Below are 17602 nucleotides of genomic sequence, written 5' to 3'. Positions count from 1 at the left end.
AAACATTATTTTTGTGAAATGCCTAAGGATATACTAAAATAGTCTTAAAAAAGGAGGATGAAACATGAAAGTATCTATTGAATTCTGTATGATGTGAAACTTTGCACCAAAAGCCGCGAGTCTCGCGGAAGACCTGTTCAACCATTTTCGTTCTAAAATTTCTTCACTCGAACTGATTCCTAGTTCTGGAGGAGTGTTTGAAGTATCCGTCAATGGCGAAAAAATTTATTCAAAAAAAGAGACCGGAGAATTTCCGGATCATGATCTGATCATAAAACACTTAGAAAAATTATTGGCTTAAAAAACGATGCCCTCCTTAAAGGAATCGTTAAGCCCTTAAGGAGGAGCTTCATTTTGTTAAAATCTGATTTGTTAAGGCAGCTACCTGCGGTTCATGAGGTGGTAAAAGATATCAGTTCTGAAGTGAGTGGCAAACCTGAAAAGGAAGTAACACGAGCTGTTCAAGATGCGATCAAACTTTGGCGAAAAAATATTCTCAACGATCACCATGCTATTGACTTGAAAACTGATATCAGATCACTCGTTAAGGATTCAGCAAAGTCTAATTTAGTTCATCCTACCCATCAGATCCGCTCATTGATCAATGCTAGCGGGATCGTTATACATACAAATCTTGGACGATCTAGACTAAGTGAGAAAAGCGTAGAACGAATGAGTGAAACAGCAAGAATGTATTCAAATTTAGAGTATAACTTGGAACAAGGAAAAAGAGGTTCTAGGCATGATCTGACAGAAGAACTAATTAAACAAGTAACAGGTGCAGAAGCCGCGATGGTCGTGAACAATAATGCAGCAGCCGTTTACCTGATTCTGAAAGCACTAGCTAAAAACAAAGAAGTCATCGTTTCTAGAGGTGAGCTTGTTGAGATAGGAGGTTCATTTCGTGTTTCTTCTATAATGGAAGAAAGTGGAGCGAAACTGCGGGAAATTGGTACGACGAACAAAACACATCTCTTTGATTACGAAGAAGCGATAAATGAAGAAACTGGAATGATCATGAAGGTCCACACAAGTAATTTTAAGGTGATTGGATTTACGAAAGAAGTATCTTCAAGTGAGTTGATTCAGTTGAAGAAGGATCATCAAGATCTGATTATATACGAAGATCTTGGAAGTGGAGCCCTCTATCCTTTTCAGTCTGAAGGAATCGGTGATGAACCATTGATCTCCTCCGTTATTAATAATGGATTAGATATAGTGTCTTTTAGCGGAGATAAACTTTTAGGCGGCCCACAAGCTGGAATCATTGCAGGGAAAAAAAGAATCATCGATCAATTAAAGAAACATCAGCTAGCTCGTGTTCTAAGAGTGGATAAGTTTACGATCGCTGCATTAAACGAAACGTTACTGTCTTATAGAAATGAAGAATATAAAGACATTCCAACAGTTAGAGATATATTAAAAACTCCTGAAGAAATCAGAGAGAGTGTATGGCGACTAAAAAGAAAAGTGGAAGATCATTCTTCTTTAAACATCAGAATTCTAGAAGAGTTCTCTCAAGTTGGGGGAGGAACAATGCCGGATGTGAAATTGCCAACTTTTTGTTTAGGACTTAAACACTTTAAAGGAGCAGATTACCTAGCAAGAGCTTTTCGGAACCATCAAACGCCTATTATCGTGAGGATCAAAGGTGAAGAAGTTCTTCTTGATCTCAGAACGATTTCCGATGATGAGCTTTTGACGGTTGAAGATGCAATACGATCGATCGATTAAGAACAGGGACTGACAGATTATCTGTCGGTCCCTGTTGTTGTTTGTTTTATTAACTGCCTTCTCCACGGTTTTGTCCCGTATGATTACGCTGTTTTACTTTTTTAGAACCACTCATAGGAGCTGGTTGTCCAGGGTTCTCTCCTTTTGGAGCGTTCTTTCTGATATCTTTAAACGTATTATGCTCTCCCATAATAAGCCTCCTCCTATCTTTCTTTTCACTTTTGTATAATTATTTGTTAGAAATGCTTCATTGCCTAGTTGATTGTAGTGCAAGGTGTGAGACTCCTGGGGGATCAGCGGGACAGGTGAGACACCTAAGGGCGCATAGCGCCGAGGTGGCTCACCGCACGCCCCCCGGAAAGCGAGCACCTGGAACGTAAATCAACTACATCTGTGCAATTGCCCAGCAATAAAAAGCAATTTATTGAATAATTCTAGATGATATTGGAACGTTAAAGGTATATCAAAACAAAGGATGGTAATTATGCCCTATCATAAAAACAAGCAACAAGCATATCAAGCTGCTGAGCAAGGTTATCACCATGCGATGGATCTCTCCAAAACATTGGACGCGTCAAATAGTGAATATGGTGTTTTTTATTCTCATTTTATGACCGAAAACGAAAAGGCTTGTCAACAAATACAGAACGCAATGGAAACAGCTTCTGAACATCAACAGCCTCAGTTAGAAAGCTTTCTAAATGAGCTGCAACAACTTCAAAGTCAGTTTCCAAAACCTTAATGTCTTTTCTTCGTTTTCTTATTGTTTTGACGCTCAGCTTCACTTAACTTTTCATTAGGTAAGGATAGTGATTCATTACCGAATTCTGTATCATATCCAGCTCCCTTACCTTGAGCTTTTGCTGCATTCATTCCAGGACGCGAGTGATTTGCTTTATTTCTTCCCATTTGTTTGTCACCTCCGTTACATTTAGTTTGTGCAAAATCAAAAAGAAGAAGCACTCCAAAAAAAGGAGTGCTTCTTTACGTTCAAGATTTATATTTACTGAATAACAGCCAGACACCAGAAAGGCCGATCAAACTGTATAAAACTTTTGTAACAGTGGTAGCGCTTCCAAAAATTTCTGTCACAACGTTAAAATTAAAAAGACCGATTGCTCCCCAGTTTAATGCTCCGATCAACACGAGTAAAGCGGCAAGTTTTTTTAACCATTCCATCCTGTTTCCCTCCGATCTTTTTAAGCGTGGTACTTATGGGAAAACAAAAAGAAGTATTACGTAATTTACTATATGCAAGCAGGAAGATAGTGGTGATATTTATACCATAAGAAAAACTTATGTCGATTGATAACCATTAACTATTTTACTTATGAAAGGGTTTTACGTATGATAATAGAGGGAAAAAAAGATTTTGTGTAAAAGACTCTGAAATTGAACACATTTTTTCGACAATTTTTCTCATAATCGTGTATGATTGTTAGTGAAGGGAGAGAGTGGAACATGAAAAGAAATGATGTATTTAATGCCCGTTCTACTTTTGATGTGAACGGTAAGGAATACAGCTATTACCGTTTAGGAGCGTTAGAAGAAGCGGGAATTGGTAACGTATCAAAATTACCCTACTCTGTAAAAGTATTATTGGAATCTGTATTAAGACAATTTGATGGAAAAGTAATCAACAAAGAACACGTTGAAAATCTTGCAAAGTGGGGCACGAGTGAACTGAAAGATATCGATGTTCCTTTTAAGCCTTCACGTGTTATTCTTCAGGATTTTACAGGAGTACCAGCTGTTGTTGACTTGGCGTCTCTTCGTAAAGCGATGAAGGATATGGGTGGAGACCCTTCTCAGATCAACCCTGAAATTCCAGTTGATCTTGTAGTTGACCACTCTGTACAGGTTGATAAAGCAGGGACTCAAGATTCACTTGCTTTTAACATGAACCTAGAATTCGCTCGAAATGAAGAGCGTTACAAACTTTTAAGCTGGGCTCAATCTGCGTTTGACAACTACCGTGCAGTTCCTCCTGCAACAGGTATTGTCCACCAAGTAAACTTAGAGTACTTAGCCCCTGTTGTTCTTACGAGCGAATCTGAAGGTGAAACCATTGCTTTCCCTGATTCATTAGTAGGGACGGATTCTCATACAACCATGATCAATGGTCTTGGAGTATTAGGATGGGGTGTTGGTGGAATTGAAGCAGAAGCTGGCATGTTAGGACAGCCTTCTTACTTCCCAGTTCCAGAAGTAATCGGTGTTAGATTAACAGGAACACTTCCAAACGGAACGACTGCAACAGACCTTGCACTTAAAGTAACGCAAGTATTGCGTGAAAAGAAAGTAGTTGGGAAGTTCGTTGAGTTCTTTGGACCAGGACTTGCTGAAATGCCGCTTGCAGACCGTGCAACAGTTTCAAACATGGCTCCTGAATATGGGGCAACTTGTGGTTTCTTCCCAGTTGACGAAGAAGCATTAAACTATCTTCGTCTGACAGGCAGAACAGAAGATCAAATTCAGCTTGTAGAAGCTTATTGCAAAGCAAACGGATTGTTCTACACAGCTGGAGATGCAGACCCTGAATTCACAGACGTTGTTGAAATCAACCTTTCTGAGATTGAGCCAAACTTGTCAGGACCAAAACGTCCACAAGATTTGATTCCTTTATCTCAAATGAAAGACAGCTTCAATAAAGCGCTTGTTGCTCCACAAGGCAATGCAGGGTTCGGCCTGACAGCTGATGAGATCAATAAAGAAGTTACAGTAAAGCATCCGAACAACGAGTCTTCTACGATGAAGACAGGTGCTGTTGCGATCGCTGCGATTACAAGTTGTACGAATACGTCTAACCCTTACGTTATGCTAGGTGCTGGATTGGTTGCAAAGAAAGCGATCGAAAAAGGCTTAAAAGTTCCTGGCTACGTAAAAACATCTTTAGCACCGGGTTCTAAAGTTGTTACACGTTATTTAGAAGAAGCAGGTTTGATGAGCTATATGGATCAGTTAGGGTTCAACCTTGTTGGTTACGGCTGTACGACATGTATCGGTAACTCTGGTCCTTTGGCGCTTGAAGTTGAAGATGCGATCGCTAAGAACGATCTTACTGTTACTTCTGTACTTTCAGGAAACAGAAACTTTGAAGGACGTATCCACCCGCTTGTAAAAGCAAACTACTTAGCTTCACCACCTCTAGTAGTAGCGTATGCACTTGCAGGAACTGTAGATTTCAACCTTCAATCTGATTCTTTCGGAACAGACAAAGAGGGTAACGAAGTTTACTTTAAAGATATCTGGCCGTCAACAGAAGAGATTAATGAAGCGATGAAGAAAGCAGTAACTCCAGAATTGTTCAAGAAGGAATACGAGCGTGTATTTGATGAGAACGAACGCTGGAACGAACTGAAGACTTCTGCTGACCAACTTTATGGTTTTGATACATCATCAACATACATTCAAAACCCTCCGTTCTTTGAAGAGCTTTCTGCAGAACTTAAAGAGATCCAACCTCTTAAAGATCTTAAGCTTATCGCTAAATTCGGAGATTCTGTTACGACAGACCACATTTCTCCAGCTGGTGCGATCGGAAAAGATACTCCTGCAGGCAGATACTTGATTCAAAACGGTGTAGAGCCACGCGACTTTAACTCTTATGGTTCTCGTCGTGGTAACCATGAAGTCATGATGCGTGGTACGTTCGCGAATATTCGTATTCGTAACGCGGTTGCTCCAGGTACTGAAGGTGGATGGACTACTTTCTGGCCAACTAACCAAGTGATGAGCATCTATGATGCTGCGATGAAATACAAAGAGAACGGTACGGGTCTTATGGTAATCGCAGGAAAAGATTACGGTATGGGATCTTCTCGTGACTGGGCAGCCAAAGGTACTACATTACTAGGCATTCAAACTGTACTTGCTGAAAGCTTCGAGCGTATCCACCGTTCAAACCTTGTGTTGATGGGTGTACTGCCTCTTCAATTCAAAGATGGTGAGAATGCTGAGACGTTTGGACTTACAGGAAAAGAATCTTTCACGGTTTCTGTTGATGAAACGGTTAAACCGCGTGATCTTGTTCAAGTTACAGCTGTTTTTGAAGATGGAACTGAGAAAACATTTGAAGTTGTAGCTCGTTTTGATAGCGAAGTTGAAATTGAATACTATCGTCATGGTGGTATCCTTCCAATGGTACTTCGTAACAAGCTTGCTCATTCTTCTCAAACTCAAAACTAATAAAAAAATCCTTTGCCAATTCGTTTTAGGCAAAGGATTTTTTTATGCTTTTCTCATATGTTTTTCGTCAAGTTTGATTTCAAGTTGTTCGATGTAAGATTCATCTTTCAACAATTGCCTCTTGTTCTCATTCACGAGTTCTTTAAAACTCATTTTTCTATTCTTCCTCATGATAGACACCTCTTCATTGTAATAATAACAATATAGCCAATGTAAAATCGAAATAATCAGACATTAAAAAAATAATTGCCATTCTACTGATGAATAGATGGATTTGATTAATGGAAAAGTAAAAAAGAAGACGAAAGGAGGTAGGACCTTTGAGTAATCCAAAACGCTTTCCTGAAGATTTCGTTCCAAATCATATAGGCACTCAGCCGCGTGAGAGTAACAGTAATAATGGTAAAAAGATGGCTAATAAATCGCACGATCATGCAGATTACGTACCACCAAAAGGGAAATAACACGTTAGTTTCTAAAAAATACCTCTCCATAATTTTTCTTTTGACTCCCATATACTATAGATTTTGTCGAAAAAGTGTATGTAGTGAAAGAATTAGGAGGGGTACGTTTGATTACGGCATCTGTCAAACCATTACCTGTATCACATAACAAAGATGATCAGGATTATTTATATCGTCAGTTAGAGATTGAAATGCAACGACTGGGACATCTAGTTCCTTTTCGTGAAGAGTTGAACTGGGATAAAGAAATTACAACGATGGAACTAGGAAATGTTGAAACGCTCGAAAAGTTAAAAAAAGCAGCAGCAAAAAACGATGGGGTATTTTTGTTCTATGCTAAGCTTACAAAAGGAACCGTTTACCAGCACATCATCCTGCATCCGAACACGGAAGGGTTCTATCTTCCGTTTCGATTTGAAGAACCATTTCAGATTACAGTAAAAAACAAAAAATATTGGATCGGTTCATCAATTAGGTTGGCAGAGGAGTTAGCCTGGCTAGAGATTACAATGAAAAATCTTGAAGATGATAGTGTAGTGGAATATTGGAAATACCTTTCTGAACTTTGTCAATCAAGCGTTCAAAACATGAGTCCGATCCTCTTGCAAAAAAATTAAAGAATAACTATAGCAGTCATTTGTACAAACTATGATGGTACGAATTTTTTTACAAAGGAGAATCATCATGAACAAACCAAACCGAGACGATCGAAGCAACAATGTTGAATGTTTAGAACAAATGGTTCAGAATACAGAACAAAACATTTCTGAAGCTAACCAGACTGCGGCTAACACAGAACTGACTGCTAGCCAAAAAGAGCAGATTAAAGAGAAGAATCAACATAGACAAGAATCCATTGAGCAGTTTCAAAATGAGATTCAAGAAGAAAAGGCGTATAGAGAAGGTAACGACCTTCAATAAGAGAAAGACCGGCATATTGCTGGTCTTTTTTTTCATTTTCTACTAAAGTGTTAAGAAAAGACAACATGAAGGGAAACAGATGACATATGAAATTTGTTGAAAGTAGCGTAGATGTTAGATATGCAGAAACAGATCAGATGGGTGTCGTGTATCATGCAAACTATTTGGTATGGTTCGAAATCGGAAGAACGAAATTGATCGAACATTTAGGTTTTAAATATGCAGATATGGAAAGAGAAGGGATACTATCTCCAGTAACAGACATTCATGCGTCATATAAAAAACCATTAACCTACGGGCAAAAAGCCCATATTAAAACAGCCGTAAAAGAATATTCAGGGATTAAGGTTGTTTATTATTATGAAATTTTTAACGACAAAAACGAGCTGTGTGTTATCGGAGAATCCACTCATGTCTGTGTAAAAAAAGAAAATTTCCGACCGATCTCGATCAAAAAATATTTTCCAGATTGGCATGAAGCCTACATGGAAATGAGCTCATCAGAATAATGGCTTTTGGAATAAAACGTGCGGACTTAAAGAGATGGAAAGATGAAGTGGAGGCAGGCCACATCGCATTCCTCACACATTTTTGGTATGATACGCGATTTCCAAAAGCAAAAAGTGTAACAAAAGTGGGTTGTAACGACAGGGAAAAATTATCAGAGTGGGGAAGAACTCACGGTTTAAAGGAAGAGTGGATTCATGAACGAGATGCTTATCCCCATTTTGATCTTATCGGGGATAAGCAAGTAGAGATCATGAAAAGAGAAGGACGGATTCAAGAACTTCAAAAGTTCTTATAGTTTAGTTTTTGTTCTCGTTAAAATCATAATTGATTTCTCCATCTTTAATAGAAACGGTTAGATCATTTCCATCAAAGAACCATTCATCTTCTTGTTCGATGAAAAATGTGTGGTTCTCTACAACGATTTGGGCAGCTGGATGTTTGGGTGTATCTTTTGTAAGGCCTAATGAAAAGCCGTCTTGAACTGTACTGCATCCTCCAAGGCGAACAAAAAAACGGATGGAATCGTTCTGTTTTGCTTGAAGATCGGTGATTACAAAATTGGCAGTTTCATCATTCATAATGATTTTCAAAATATATTCACTCCTTAACACTTACTTATAAAGTAATGATGATATTGTGGCATACGAATGTAGAAAGCACAATAAAAACGATCACATTAAGTTTGCTTAAAGGCTGGTTTTGGAAGCGATTGTTTTCCACTCCAAGCTACCCCATTTATGCATGAAAGGAAAAGAACGTTGTATAAAAATATACATACTATTAGACAACTTTAAATGAAAAGGAGGCAGATTTGATGGACATCCATTCTTTTTTTGAAGAAGCATCAGCACGTTATAGTGTTCAAGATCTAATTTCTGAACACACGAATATGATATTTATTTTAGAATCACCTCACAAAGAGGAGATCAAATCTGGAGTGCCTTTGGCGGGTTTGTCTGGCAGATCGATGGCAAAAGAATTGTTTGAAGTCGAAGATACCCTTCCGATGGGAAAGTTGTTAAAACAGTACATAAATGAGAACAAGAAAACAGCGTTTGGTATCGTAAATGTGTGTTCGTTTCCACTGCAAGGGTCCGCATTTCCTGATCGTTCATTCGTTACCAAATATTCAGAAGAGATCAAAGTCGCTGAAGCAGTTAGGACGAGCTCAGTGAAAGTCTTTAAAGATGAATGTAGAGCTGATTTCGATCAACTTCTTCTACAACATTTTGAAACGAGGTTAACATCATTGCTTACAGAAAATACACTTATCGTCCCATGCGGAAGATTCGCAGAAAAATATGTGAACAAACTCTCTAAAAGAGAGAAGTTAACCGTTATTGAAGGGGTACCACATCCTTCTTATCATTCATGGTCGAGAGAACGCTATCAAGAAGTGATAAATAAAGTAAGAGTTGAAGGAAAAAAACGAACCTCCTAAATCAGGAGGTTCAAATAAAGAATACGGTAGCTCCGTATAATACAGCTGTTATTCCAGCAGCTATTAGTGCGGGTTTAAGCTTGTATCGTGCGTAGGTGATAACGGATAGGTTTAAAATGCGTGCGATCGTGTTCGTATCATCACTTAAAGGTGAAGCGAATGCTCCGAATGTTCCACTTGCGAAGACCGCTCCGATCACAAGAGGGAGTGAAACATCTGCCACCCCTGCCATCGATACACCAAGAGGCATCAATATTCCCCATGTACCCCAAGCAGATCCGATAAAATAAGAGACTGCACAGCCGAAGATAAACAGCAACGGAACGATAACTGACCCAGGAATCCATCCAGCGTAACGAGTTACAAAAGCAGAGAAGCCAAGTTCTTCCGTAACGGAAGATAAGCCCCAGACAACAGCTAACAGCACGATTACACTCATTAACTCGTTACCACCGAAAATAAACCCATTTAACAGGTCACCTGTCTTTATTTTTTGAAAACGAAGAAAAAGAAACGTGAATATGGTGGTGAACAACAGTGCGATCAGCATCGCATCCATAACATCTGCTGAAATAAACGCGGCAAAGAAACTGCCTTTCGTTTTTTTGTAACCGTCCCACCATGTCAGCAGGAGAGTAAGAAATACGACAAGAATGAGTGGGATCAATAAATTCCATGGTTTATTCGGAAGTTCTTTATTTACAGCAGGATCACAACTATGCCAGTCATCCTCTTCGCTTTTACCTACATCTTTTGGGTCTGTTTCTTCTGTAGATTTTGAATGATGAAAGAAGCTCAGGTAGATTCCTACAATGATCATGACAAAAGAGAAAAAATTAAACGGAATGCTTTGTAAAAAGAGAGAATAAGGATCTGCTGTAATGTTTTCGTTCTTCAACGATATGTCGACAATGGATGTCATGTAGCCAACAAATGCGGTAGCAATTGGTATCAATACGATGATGGGAGTTGCAGTAGTCTCAATAACAAAGCCTAGTTCTTGGGTAGACATCTTTACCTTTTTTAAAAGAGCTCTCATGATCGGAGCAATCGTTACGAAACGAAAACTTGGAGCTGCAAAAGTACCTATCGTAGAGACATAAGTAAGCAGTAATGCTCCTTTTTTTGTTTGGATCCTGTTAGAAGCTTCTTCTACAAAGCCTTTAATTCCTCCAGAAAGTTTAATCATAGAGATGAGTCCTGAAAAAGCATACAAAAATACTAATATTTTTATATTCTTAGGGTCTACCAGTCCTTTCACTAGAAATTGAACCATCTTTTCCAATCCACCGACAAGTGTGGGGTGGAGTAGGTAGGATCCGGTCAAAAGACCTGCGATCAAACCAGGGAGAACTTGTTTAGTCTTGATAGCTATAGGAATTACTACTAAAAATGGTATAACAGAAACCCAATTATGATCCATGAAGCGTCCTTCTTTCATCCAGGAGATAATACTGTTAGCGTGCGATGCTTTTTAAAATTTATTCTTTAGAACAAAAGAATGACGTTTCATACAAAACTTCATTGGTTAGACTAATACCGTTCAAGTGAAATATCACATGTTTAAAGAGTTGTGTGAATAAACTTTAAACACCACTTCTAATGTAAAGAGTTGCATTTATTAGGTTTACGTGATAAGTTTAACAACGGAATATATATGGACGGAACAAGTTTGAATTACGGATAGCCTTGTAACTATTAACGTTTAATTTTTACGCATATTCACATGGCTAAGCATTTCCCATCAATACTTAATTAGGAAATGCTATTTTATGTGCAAATCATGATGTATTTTGAAAAAACAAATTGGCCGGCAGCTTAACATAACAATCCTTGCCGGATCCACGAGGTTATCGTAAAACCTTTTTCGTCACAGAAAAGGAGATAGAACATTGACAACATTTCAAGAACTAGGACTAAGTCCTGAGTTGCTTCAATCCATTAATAACATGGGATTTGAGGAAGCAACACCGATTCAGCGTGATACCATTCCAACAGCACTTAAGGGGACTGACCTTATTGGCCAAGCACAAACAGGGACTGGTAAGACGGCTGCGTTTGGTATACCGCTAATCGAAAAAATGGATACTAGATCACGATTCGTTCAAGGAATCGTATTAGCTCCAACTCGTGAGTTAGCTGTTCAAGTAGCAGAAGAACTCAATAAAATCGGTCAATTCAAAGGAATTAAAACATTGCCGATTTATGGTGGACAATCCATTGTTCGACAAATTAAAGCATTAAAAAATGGTCCACACATCGTAGTAGGTACACCAGGACGTGTGCAAGACCACATCAACAGAAAAACATTGAAACTTGAAAGTGTTCATACGGTTGTTCTTGATGAAGCGGATGAAATGCTTAACATGGGATTCGTTGAAGATATCGAAAAGATCTTAGAAAACGTTCCAACAGAACGTCACACGATGCTTTTCTCTGCAACAATGCCTAAGCAGATTCAAAACTTGGCAGCAAAATTCATGAAGGACGTATTGCTTATCAAAGTAAAAGCGTCTGAAATGACAGTAAAGAACATCGAGCAAGAATATGTTGAAGTAAAAGAGCGTCAAAAGTTTGATGCGTTATGCCGCTTCATGGATATTCACTCTCCAGAGCTTGCGATCGTTTTCGGACGTACGAAGCGTCGTGTAGATGAATTGTCTGAAGCTTTAAGCAAACGTGGATATTCAGCTGAAGGAATTCACGGTGACCTTCCGCAAGCAAAACGTGACAAAGTGTTACGTGCGTTCAAAAACAACACGATCGAAGTTCTTGTTGCAACAGACGTAGCTGCTCGTGGACTTGACATCTCTGGTGTATCACACGTTTATAACTTCGATATTCCTCAAGATCCAGAAAGCTATGTTCACCGTATTGGACGTACTGGCCGTGCAGGAAAAACTGGTTATGCATTAACGTTTATCACGCCGCGTGAAATCGATCACTTATATACGATCGAAAAAATTACAAAGCGTAAAATGGTAAAACGTGCGATTCCTTCCGTATCAGAAGCAATGGAAGGACAACAACAGATCACGCTTGAAAAGTTGATGGAAGTGGTTGAGCAAGATAACTTTAACGGTTATAAGCAAACAGCAGTTGAGTTGCTAGAAGAGAACGATTCTGTAACACTCTTAGCTGCAGCGCTTAAGCTTCTTACAAAAGAACCTGATACGACTCCGATCAATCTTACAGATGAGCCGCCACTATCAGTTAAAAAGAGACGTCCTAATAACCGTTTCTCTGATCGTAGACGTTCTGGAGGAGGCCCTAAAAGAGAGGGTGGAGGCGGAAGAGATAATCGCCGTTCTGGATATTCTAAAGGCGAACGCAGTGGTTCTCGCGATGGTGGAAACCGTAGCAGCAGCGGCAGCCGTGATCAATCATACCGTTCACAAAAACGTGTTCGTGAAGACTTTAAAAACAGATAAATCATACTAAAAAGCAAGGGAGAACGTCTCTCTTGCTTTTTTTGTGTTTATTTTCTCTCTATGTTTAAATGAAGCATATAAGATATTTGGCATTAATAGCTGGTTTTCATGGAAAGAGGTTACAGAGTTGAAAAAAATTTTAATTATTTCTGATACTCACATGCCGAAAAAAGGAAAGATGTTTCCTAACCCACTTTTAGACGTTCTAAAGAAGGATATCGACTACATATTTCATGCAGGTGATTGGACGGCACAATCCGTTTACGAAGAACTCAAAACGTATGCGCCCCTATTTGGAGTAAAAGGGAATGTAGACAAAGAGAGTTGGAGTAATACGTTGCCTGAAAAATTACTTGTTGATCTGGAAGATATAAAAATTGCAATGGTTCATGGACATATTGGAAAAGGAAGATCGACACCAGAACGGGCATACAGAGAATGTGAAGGGGATCATGCTGATCTGATTATATTTGGGCACTCCCACATTCCTTTCCAGGAGCGAAAGGGGAGTACAATCCTTTTTAATCCCGGTTCGCCAACAGATAAAAGAAGGCAGAAACAGTTTTCATTCGGCATTGCAATGATCGATCAGTCAACGATCACACTCAATCATCATTATTTTTCTTGATGCATGACAACCTGTAAAGAAGACATAATAATACAATCATAACTTTTGGAGGAATAAAGCCATGCCAAATGGGGACAACTTCTTCTTTACAGCAAAAAATGGGGAAGAGATCATCTTAAGACCCGTAGAAGAAAAAGATGCAGCAGATATCACAAAACATATAGAAGCGATCGTGAAAGCCGGTAGATACCTTCAAAAAGAGGAGCTTCATTCCGTTTCAGAAGAGATTAAGTTTATTCATGAGGTTAAGCATAAGGGGAATCTATACACAGCTGTCGAACGGAACAAAAAAGTTGTAGGCATCGCCAGAGTGCTAAAAGGAGAACTTCAAATGAAAAAACACACCGGTGTTTTTAGAACTTGGATTCATCCAGAAGCACAAGGCCTAGGTATTGGAAAGGAACTTCTGGCTCATACGTTAAGATGGGGAGAGATTAACAATCTACATAAGATATGGCTTACTGTTTTTTCTGGAAACGAAAAGGCAGTAAGAGTTTATGAAAAAGCAGGGTTTATAATAGAAGGCAAGCAAAGAGATCAAGTGATCATAGAAGGCAAATTTGAAGATGAATACTTTATGGCGTATTTTTTTAACTCCATTCAAAAATAACTCATTCGGATTCCAAGATAATAGATAATCAATGGTGAAATCGCTATCATATATATGGTAAAGTGGATAGTGATACAGTATTGAAGACAGGTGGATACGATGAAGTCAACTGAAAAAGAATTATTGATAACAGAAAAACAAAGATTGATCGGATTATATGAAGTGTTTCAAAGAACGGACAATAAAAAAGAAGAAGATCAATTAAGCAAACTATTCCTTAAGGTAGCAAAGGAAGAGTTTGCTATAGCTTTTTGCGGTCATTTTTCTGCAGGAAAATCTAGCTTGATCAATGCACTTTCAGAAACCGGCATACTTCCGTCCTCTCCGATTCCTACAAGTGCAAACATCGTTAAGATGGTAAGAGGAGAGGAAAGAGCAGTTGTTACTCTAAAGAACAAAGAAGTGGTTACATTCCACGCTCCATATGACGTAAATGAGATAAAAGAGCTCTGTAAAGATGCAGAGCTTGTTGAGGAGATAGAGATCTATTATGGCGGTGACGATAAGAAAGTAGAAAATATCGCTTTTTACGACACACCAGGAATCGATTCGACTGATCCCCTTCATAAGAAAGCGACAGAAAACGTCGTCTATCTTGCGGATCTGATTTTTTATGTAATGGATTATAATCATATACTCTCTGAAACGAACATGTCATTCATCTCATCACTGATTAAAAGAGAGAAAGATGTCCGCTTAATCGTTAACCAGATTGATAAGCACCGTGAAGAAGAGTTGAAGTTTACAGCTTTTAAGGAAAACGTGTTTGCCTCTTTTCAATCTCTTGGAATACCGAAAGAGCATATCTTTTTCACCAGTGTTAAGAAACAAGATGTTTCGCACAATGACCTAACTGCTCTAATGGCTTATATAAAAAGAATTGAGCAAAACAAAGACGCCCTTCTTTTAAAACAAGTGAATAATCAGCTTCAGCAATTTGTACATGACTTTGTAGAAAGAAAAGAAGAAAGTTTAACAACCATCGATGTTGTTAGCCAGAGGTTAGCATCATTGTCTCAAGAATATGAAGATCTAACAAAGAAGAGATCTAAGATAAAACAGGTCATCAATGAAAAAGAAGAAAGTGTTAAGGACCAACTTATTAATATTTTAGAATCCGCACAGTTAATGCCATATGAGACGAGAGAAAAAGCAAGCTCCTTTCTTGAATCTGCTAAAACAGACTTTAAAATAGGTCTATTCTTTTCAAAACAAAAAACAGAGCAAGAACGGACTGTTCGAACAGAGGAATTATTAGAAAATCTACAGAAGTCAATCGATGCTCATATCAACTGGCATGCTCAAAATTTTGTAAGCTCTCTTCAAAAAGAGGTAGACCATCATCTCCCAGATTGGGAACCTATAAAAGTAGACAAAGACATGTTGCATTCATTTATCACACCGGGTTTGTCAATTCAAGGGCAAGGTCTTTTAAACTATTGCAACAATTTATCCAATGAAATTAAAAAGAAAGCACGTCAAGAGGTCACAGAATGTATAAATGCTGTAAGAACATCTTTAAACTCAAAAACAAATCATGAGCTATCAAACTTGGAAGAAGAGTTGTACAAGTTAGAAAAAGAACGGAAAAAGCTATATCTTGAAAAAGAGATCGCAGAAATCTGGGATGAGCAAAAACATGAACTTCAAGAACTGCTTGATGAAAATGTATCTGGCGATCGACCAATAGATGAATTTGAAAGAAAGTTTCTTGCTGAATACCAGCCTCTATCGATCGAGATGTTTAAGGAACGATTTGATAAAGGACCAATAGAAGCGCCTGAAGATCAATTGGAAGAGGGAAATTTTCTTACTTTACATTCAAGTGAAGACTCTCTTTCTCTAGAAACAGAAAAATTATCAGTGGCAGCTAAGATACTTAAGCCGGTCAGAGGGCTCTCACATTTAGCTGCTGAGATGGAAGAACTTCATGAGAGACTAGAAAAACGATCGTTTACGATGGTTCTCTTCGGTGCGTTTTCAGCAGGAAAATCATCATTTGCGAATGCATTATTTGGTGAAAGTATTCTCCCATCTTCACCGAATCCTACAACAGCTGCTATTAATGAGATACGGTATCCAGATCGTGAACATCATCACGGTTCGATCAAGATTGAGATGAAGAGTGAAGAAGAACTAAAGAAGGAGCTCAATATGCTCTTGAAAACAACCGATCAAGAATTAAGCGAGTTACTAAATTCTTCAGATGAGAGATTGGCGTCTTACAAAACAGGTTACACTTGGGCGAACGGTCATCTAGGTAACGTCCTAAATAAAGAAATTTCTGAGATCGGTGAGTATGCTGCCGATGAAACAAGAGCTTGTTTTATAAAAAAAATAACGATTTATTACAGCTGCCCGTTAACTGAAAAAGGTCTTGTGCTCGTTGATACACCAGGAGCTAATTCGATTCATTCTCGCCATACAGAAGTCGCGTTTGAATATATGAAACACGCTGATATTATCATTTATCTTACCTACTTTAACCATGCCTTTTCATATGCAGATCGAGAATTTTTGATTCAGTTAGGAAGAATTAAAGATACCTTCTCATCAGATAAGATGTTCTTTGCGATCAATGCTGCAGATCTTGCTGAAACGGAAGAAGACAAGAATGATGTTGTGCAACATGTAAAGAGAAACCTTCTTTCATTTGGTATCAGGAACCCGAGATTATTCCCGGTTTCGAGTAAGAACGAACTGATGGCAAGTAAGCGAACAGAAAGTGGGTTTGATGCATTTTCATCAAGCTTAACTCATTACATCGAAAATGAGTTGGAAAACACCATGATCAAGAGTGCAAGATCTTCCGTTACCCATGCAAACACTGTCATTGAAAATATGATCAAAGAAACAGTTCAAAGAATGGAAAAAGAAGACGAGTATTTAGAGCTTCTTCAGAAGAGAGAAAACACGCTGATCGATTTCAGTAATGATTATATTAAAATATCGAAAAAACAATTTCTTCAAGAAGAAAAAGAACTTTTATATTATATAAAACAGCGTGTATTGATTCGTTATCATGATTTTTATAAAGAAACGATTCATCCGGCTGCGGTTCAAAGTTCTAAGAGTGCGTTAGCGCAATGCATTCGGGAACTTTTCGGTAAGATCTCGCATGATTTGCATCAAGAGTTCAAAGCATGTTCGTTACGTTTAGATCATTGGATACAAAAAGACATGAAAGAAAAAGTAGCTCATCTGATCTCTAAAGCAGGTCAAGGAGGCGTAAGTCTGCAAGAGAGAAATGAAACAGCAGATCTGTTTAAAACGCCATCCTTCTTTTTAGATTTTGTGATACAAGATGAATCGAAACATAAGAGATGGCTATCTTATTTTAAGAATCCGAAACAGTTCTTTGAACAAAATGGTTCAAACGAATTGAAGAACCACCTTGTTGATGAAATAGACAGTGAAGTGGAAAATTGGCTGAGAGAAGCTGAAAAGAAACTCATACACCACTATGAAACGGTTTTAGTCAACACAGAAAAAGAATTCAAAACTCACATGATCAATCAAATTGTTCACTATTTTGAAGAACTAAAGAAGCCTGGTGATCTTGAGGCAAGAATTCAAGAATTGAACAACTCACTTACACAAATGAAAAAGCTTGAAAAATAATCGTCATTCTAAAGTGTGAAATTGGTTGACCGATTAGTAAGAAGCAAGCATCAA

General features: G+C 38.3%; 20 protein-coding genes. 14 read left to right on the top strand and 6 right to left on the bottom strand.

What is annotated here, in order from left to right; translation table 11 throughout:
* Nucleotides 1–64 precede the first annotated feature (64 nt).
* Complete coding sequence (locus tag ACFS5O_RS14875) at nt 65–301, top strand: Rdx family protein (protein WP_318300209.1); 237 nt, start codon at nt 65–67, stop codon at nt 299–301.
* A 53-nt stretch (nt 302–354) separates the two neighbouring features.
* On the top strand, nt 355–1734 hold the full coding sequence (selA, locus tag ACFS5O_RS14870) for an L-seryl-tRNA(Sec) selenium transferase (RefSeq protein WP_205726183.1): 1380 nt from the start codon (nt 355–357) through the stop codon (nt 1732–1734).
* 49 nt (nt 1735–1783) lie between these two features.
* On the opposite strand, the gene ACFS5O_RS14865 is transcribed toward selA, so the two are convergent.
* Nucleotides 1784–1924: a small acid-soluble spore protein P gene (locus ACFS5O_RS14865; protein WP_066393930.1), complete on the bottom strand. Its 141-nt coding sequence runs from the start codon at nt 1922–1924 to the stop codon at nt 1784–1786.
* Between the two features lie 294 nt (nt 1925–2218).
* On the opposite strand from ACFS5O_RS14865, the gene ACFS5O_RS14860 reads away from it, so the two are divergent.
* Entirely contained in the window at nt 2219–2476 is a 258-nt protein-coding gene (locus ACFS5O_RS14860) for a hypothetical protein (RefSeq protein WP_205726184.1), read from the top strand.
* Here ACFS5O_RS14860 and sspO read toward each other — a convergent pair.
* On the bottom strand, nt 2473–2643 hold the full coding sequence (gene sspO, locus ACFS5O_RS14855; protein WP_137789569.1) for a small acid-soluble spore protein SspO: 171 nt from the start codon (nt 2641–2643) through the stop codon (nt 2473–2475). The two genes, ACFS5O_RS14860 and sspO, sit on opposite strands and share 4 nt — an antisense overlap.
* Nucleotides 2644–2724: 81 nt before the next feature.
* On the bottom strand, nt 2725–2913 hold the full coding sequence (locus tag ACFS5O_RS14850) for a DUF378 domain-containing protein (protein WP_205726185.1): 189 nt from the start codon (nt 2911–2913) through the stop codon (nt 2725–2727).
* A gap of 282 nt (nt 2914–3195) precedes the next feature.
* Here ACFS5O_RS14850 and acnA point away from each other — a divergent pair, with 282 nt between their 5' ends.
* Nucleotides 3196–5922 (top strand): aconitate hydratase AcnA, encoded by a 2727-nt coding sequence (gene acnA / locus ACFS5O_RS14845; RefSeq protein WP_205726186.1) that lies wholly within the window; start codon nt 3196–3198, stop codon nt 5920–5922.
* A gap of 42 nt (nt 5923–5964) precedes the next feature.
* On the opposite strand, the gene ACFS5O_RS14840 is transcribed toward acnA, so the two are convergent.
* Nucleotides 5965–6093, bottom strand: a complete 129-nt coding sequence (locus ACFS5O_RS14840; protein WP_205726187.1) for an FbpB family small basic protein — start codon at nt 6091–6093, stop codon at nt 5965–5967.
* Between the two features lie 149 nt (nt 6094–6242).
* Between ACFS5O_RS14840 and ACFS5O_RS14835 the strand changes: the two genes are divergently transcribed.
* The 5 genes from ACFS5O_RS14835 (at nt 6243) to ACFS5O_RS14815 (ending at nt 8112) form a co-directional block, all read left to right on the top strand.
* Entirely contained in the window at nt 6243–6386 is a 144-nt protein-coding gene (locus ACFS5O_RS14835) for an acid-soluble spore protein N (protein WP_066241162.1), read from the top strand.
* Between the two features lie 107 nt (nt 6387–6493).
* Complete coding sequence (locus tag ACFS5O_RS14830; RefSeq protein WP_066393947.1) at nt 6494–7003, top strand: hypothetical protein; 510 nt, start codon at nt 6494–6496, stop codon at nt 7001–7003.
* A 67-nt stretch (nt 7004–7070) separates the two neighbouring features.
* Entirely contained in the window at nt 7071–7307 is a 237-nt protein-coding gene (tlp, locus tag ACFS5O_RS14825) for a small acid-soluble spore protein Tlp (protein WP_205726188.1), read from the top strand.
* Between the two features lie 86 nt (nt 7308–7393).
* Entirely contained in the window at nt 7394–7816 is a 423-nt protein-coding gene (locus ACFS5O_RS14820; RefSeq protein WP_205726189.1) for an acyl-CoA thioesterase, read from the top strand.
* Entirely contained in the window at nt 7816–8112 is a 297-nt protein-coding gene (locus ACFS5O_RS14815; RefSeq protein WP_205726190.1) for a hypothetical protein, read from the top strand. The genes ACFS5O_RS14820 and ACFS5O_RS14815 overlap by 1 nt, the downstream gene beginning before the upstream one ends.
* Nucleotide 8113: 1 nt before the next feature.
* Here ACFS5O_RS14815 and ACFS5O_RS14810 read toward each other — a convergent pair whose 3' ends face one another.
* Nucleotides 8114–8407 (bottom strand): HesB/YadR/YfhF family protein, encoded by a 294-nt coding sequence (locus tag ACFS5O_RS14810; RefSeq protein WP_379839330.1) that lies wholly within the window; start codon nt 8405–8407, stop codon nt 8114–8116.
* Between the two features lie 224 nt (nt 8408–8631).
* Between ACFS5O_RS14810 and ACFS5O_RS14805 the strand changes: the two genes are divergently transcribed.
* Complete coding sequence (locus ACFS5O_RS14805; protein ID WP_205726191.1) at nt 8632–9258, top strand: uracil-DNA glycosylase family protein; 627 nt, start codon at nt 8632–8634, stop codon at nt 9256–9258.
* 10 nt (nt 9259–9268) lie between these two features.
* On the opposite strand, the gene ACFS5O_RS14800 is transcribed toward ACFS5O_RS14805, so the two are convergent.
* Nucleotides 9269–10681 carry a Na+/H+ antiporter NhaC family protein gene (locus tag ACFS5O_RS14800; protein WP_205726192.1) on the bottom strand — a complete coding sequence of 471 codons (1413 nt, stop codon included), beginning with the start codon at nt 10679–10681 and terminating at the stop codon, nt 9269–9271.
* A 469-nt stretch (nt 10682–11150) separates the two neighbouring features.
* Here ACFS5O_RS14800 and cshA point away from each other — a divergent pair, with 469 nt between their 5' ends.
* From cshA to ACFS5O_RS14780, 4 genes are all read left to right on the top strand, one after another.
* The gene (gene cshA / locus ACFS5O_RS14795; protein WP_066393958.1) at nt 11151–12689 is read left to right on the top strand and encodes a degradosome RNA helicase CshA; all 1539 of its coding nucleotides are present in this window, start codon (nt 11151–11153) and stop codon (nt 12687–12689) included.
* 127 nt (nt 12690–12816) lie between these two features.
* Complete coding sequence (locus ACFS5O_RS14790) at nt 12817–13317, top strand: metallophosphoesterase family protein (RefSeq protein WP_205726193.1); 501 nt, start codon at nt 12817–12819, stop codon at nt 13315–13317.
* Nucleotides 13318–13378: 61 nt separating this feature from the next.
* A complete protein-coding gene (locus tag ACFS5O_RS14785; protein WP_205726194.1) occupies nt 13379–13927 on the top strand; it encodes a GNAT family N-acetyltransferase in 549 nt (182 codons plus the stop codon).
* A gap of 99 nt (nt 13928–14026) precedes the next feature.
* A complete protein-coding gene (locus tag ACFS5O_RS14780; protein WP_205726195.1) occupies nt 14027–17548 on the top strand; it encodes a dynamin family protein in 3522 nt (1173 codons plus the stop codon).
* Nucleotides 17549–17602: the final 54 nt, after the last annotated feature.

Origin of the sequence: Fictibacillus nanhaiensis, from assembly GCF_042686385.1 — a bacterium.
GTDB classification, from domain to species: Bacteria; Bacillota; Bacilli; order Bacillales; family Fictibacillaceae; genus Fictibacillus; species Fictibacillus nanhaiensis.
The sequence above is the reverse complement of the archived record's forward strand: the minus strand, read 5'-3'. Positions and strand labels throughout refer to the sequence as shown.

What these genes read in the sequence shown, in the direction of transcription:
- ACFS5O_RS14865 (WP_066393930.1), bottom strand. Translation starts at nt 1,924, where the DNA reads ATGGGAGAGCATAATACGTTTAAAGATATCAGAAAGAACGCTCCAAAA.
- ACFS5O_RS14860 (WP_205726184.1), top strand. Translation starts at nt 2,219, where the DNA reads ATGCCCTATCATAAAAACAAGCAACAAGCATATCAAGCTGCTGAGCAA.
- sspO (WP_137789569.1), bottom strand. Translation starts at nt 2,643, where the DNA reads ATGGGAAGAAATAAAGCAAATCACTCGCGTCCTGGAATGAATGCAGCA.
- ACFS5O_RS14850 (WP_205726185.1), bottom strand. Translation starts at nt 2,913, where the DNA reads ATGGAATGGTTAAAAAAACTTGCCGCTTTACTCGTGTTGATCGGAGCA.
- acnA (WP_205726186.1), top strand. Translation starts at nt 3,196, where the DNA reads ATGAAAAGAAATGATGTATTTAATGCCCGTTCTACTTTTGATGTGAAC.
- ACFS5O_RS14840 (WP_205726187.1), bottom strand. Translation starts at nt 6,093, where the DNA reads ATGAGGAAGAATAGAAAAATGAGTTTTAAAGAACTCGTGAATGAGAAC.
- tlp (WP_205726188.1), top strand. Translation starts at nt 7,071, where the DNA reads ATGAACAAACCAAACCGAGACGATCGAAGCAACAATGTTGAATGTTTA.
- ACFS5O_RS14820 (WP_205726189.1), top strand. Translation starts at nt 7,394, where the DNA reads ATGAAATTTGTTGAAAGTAGCGTAGATGTTAGATATGCAGAAACAGAT.
- ACFS5O_RS14815 (WP_205726190.1), top strand. Translation starts at nt 7,816, where the DNA reads ATGGCTTTTGGAATAAAACGTGCGGACTTAAAGAGATGGAAAGATGAA.
- ACFS5O_RS14805 (WP_205726191.1), top strand. Translation starts at nt 8,632, where the DNA reads ATGGACATCCATTCTTTTTTTGAAGAAGCATCAGCACGTTATAGTGTT.
- ACFS5O_RS14800 (WP_205726192.1), bottom strand. Translation starts at nt 10,681, where the DNA reads ATGGATCATAATTGGGTTTCTGTTATACCATTTTTAGTAGTAATTCCT.
- ACFS5O_RS14785 (WP_205726194.1), top strand. Translation starts at nt 13,379, where the DNA reads ATGCCAAATGGGGACAACTTCTTCTTTACAGCAAAAAATGGGGAAGAG.
- ACFS5O_RS14780 (WP_205726195.1), top strand. Translation starts at nt 14,027, where the DNA reads ATGAAGTCAACTGAAAAAGAATTATTGATAACAGAAAAACAAAGATTG.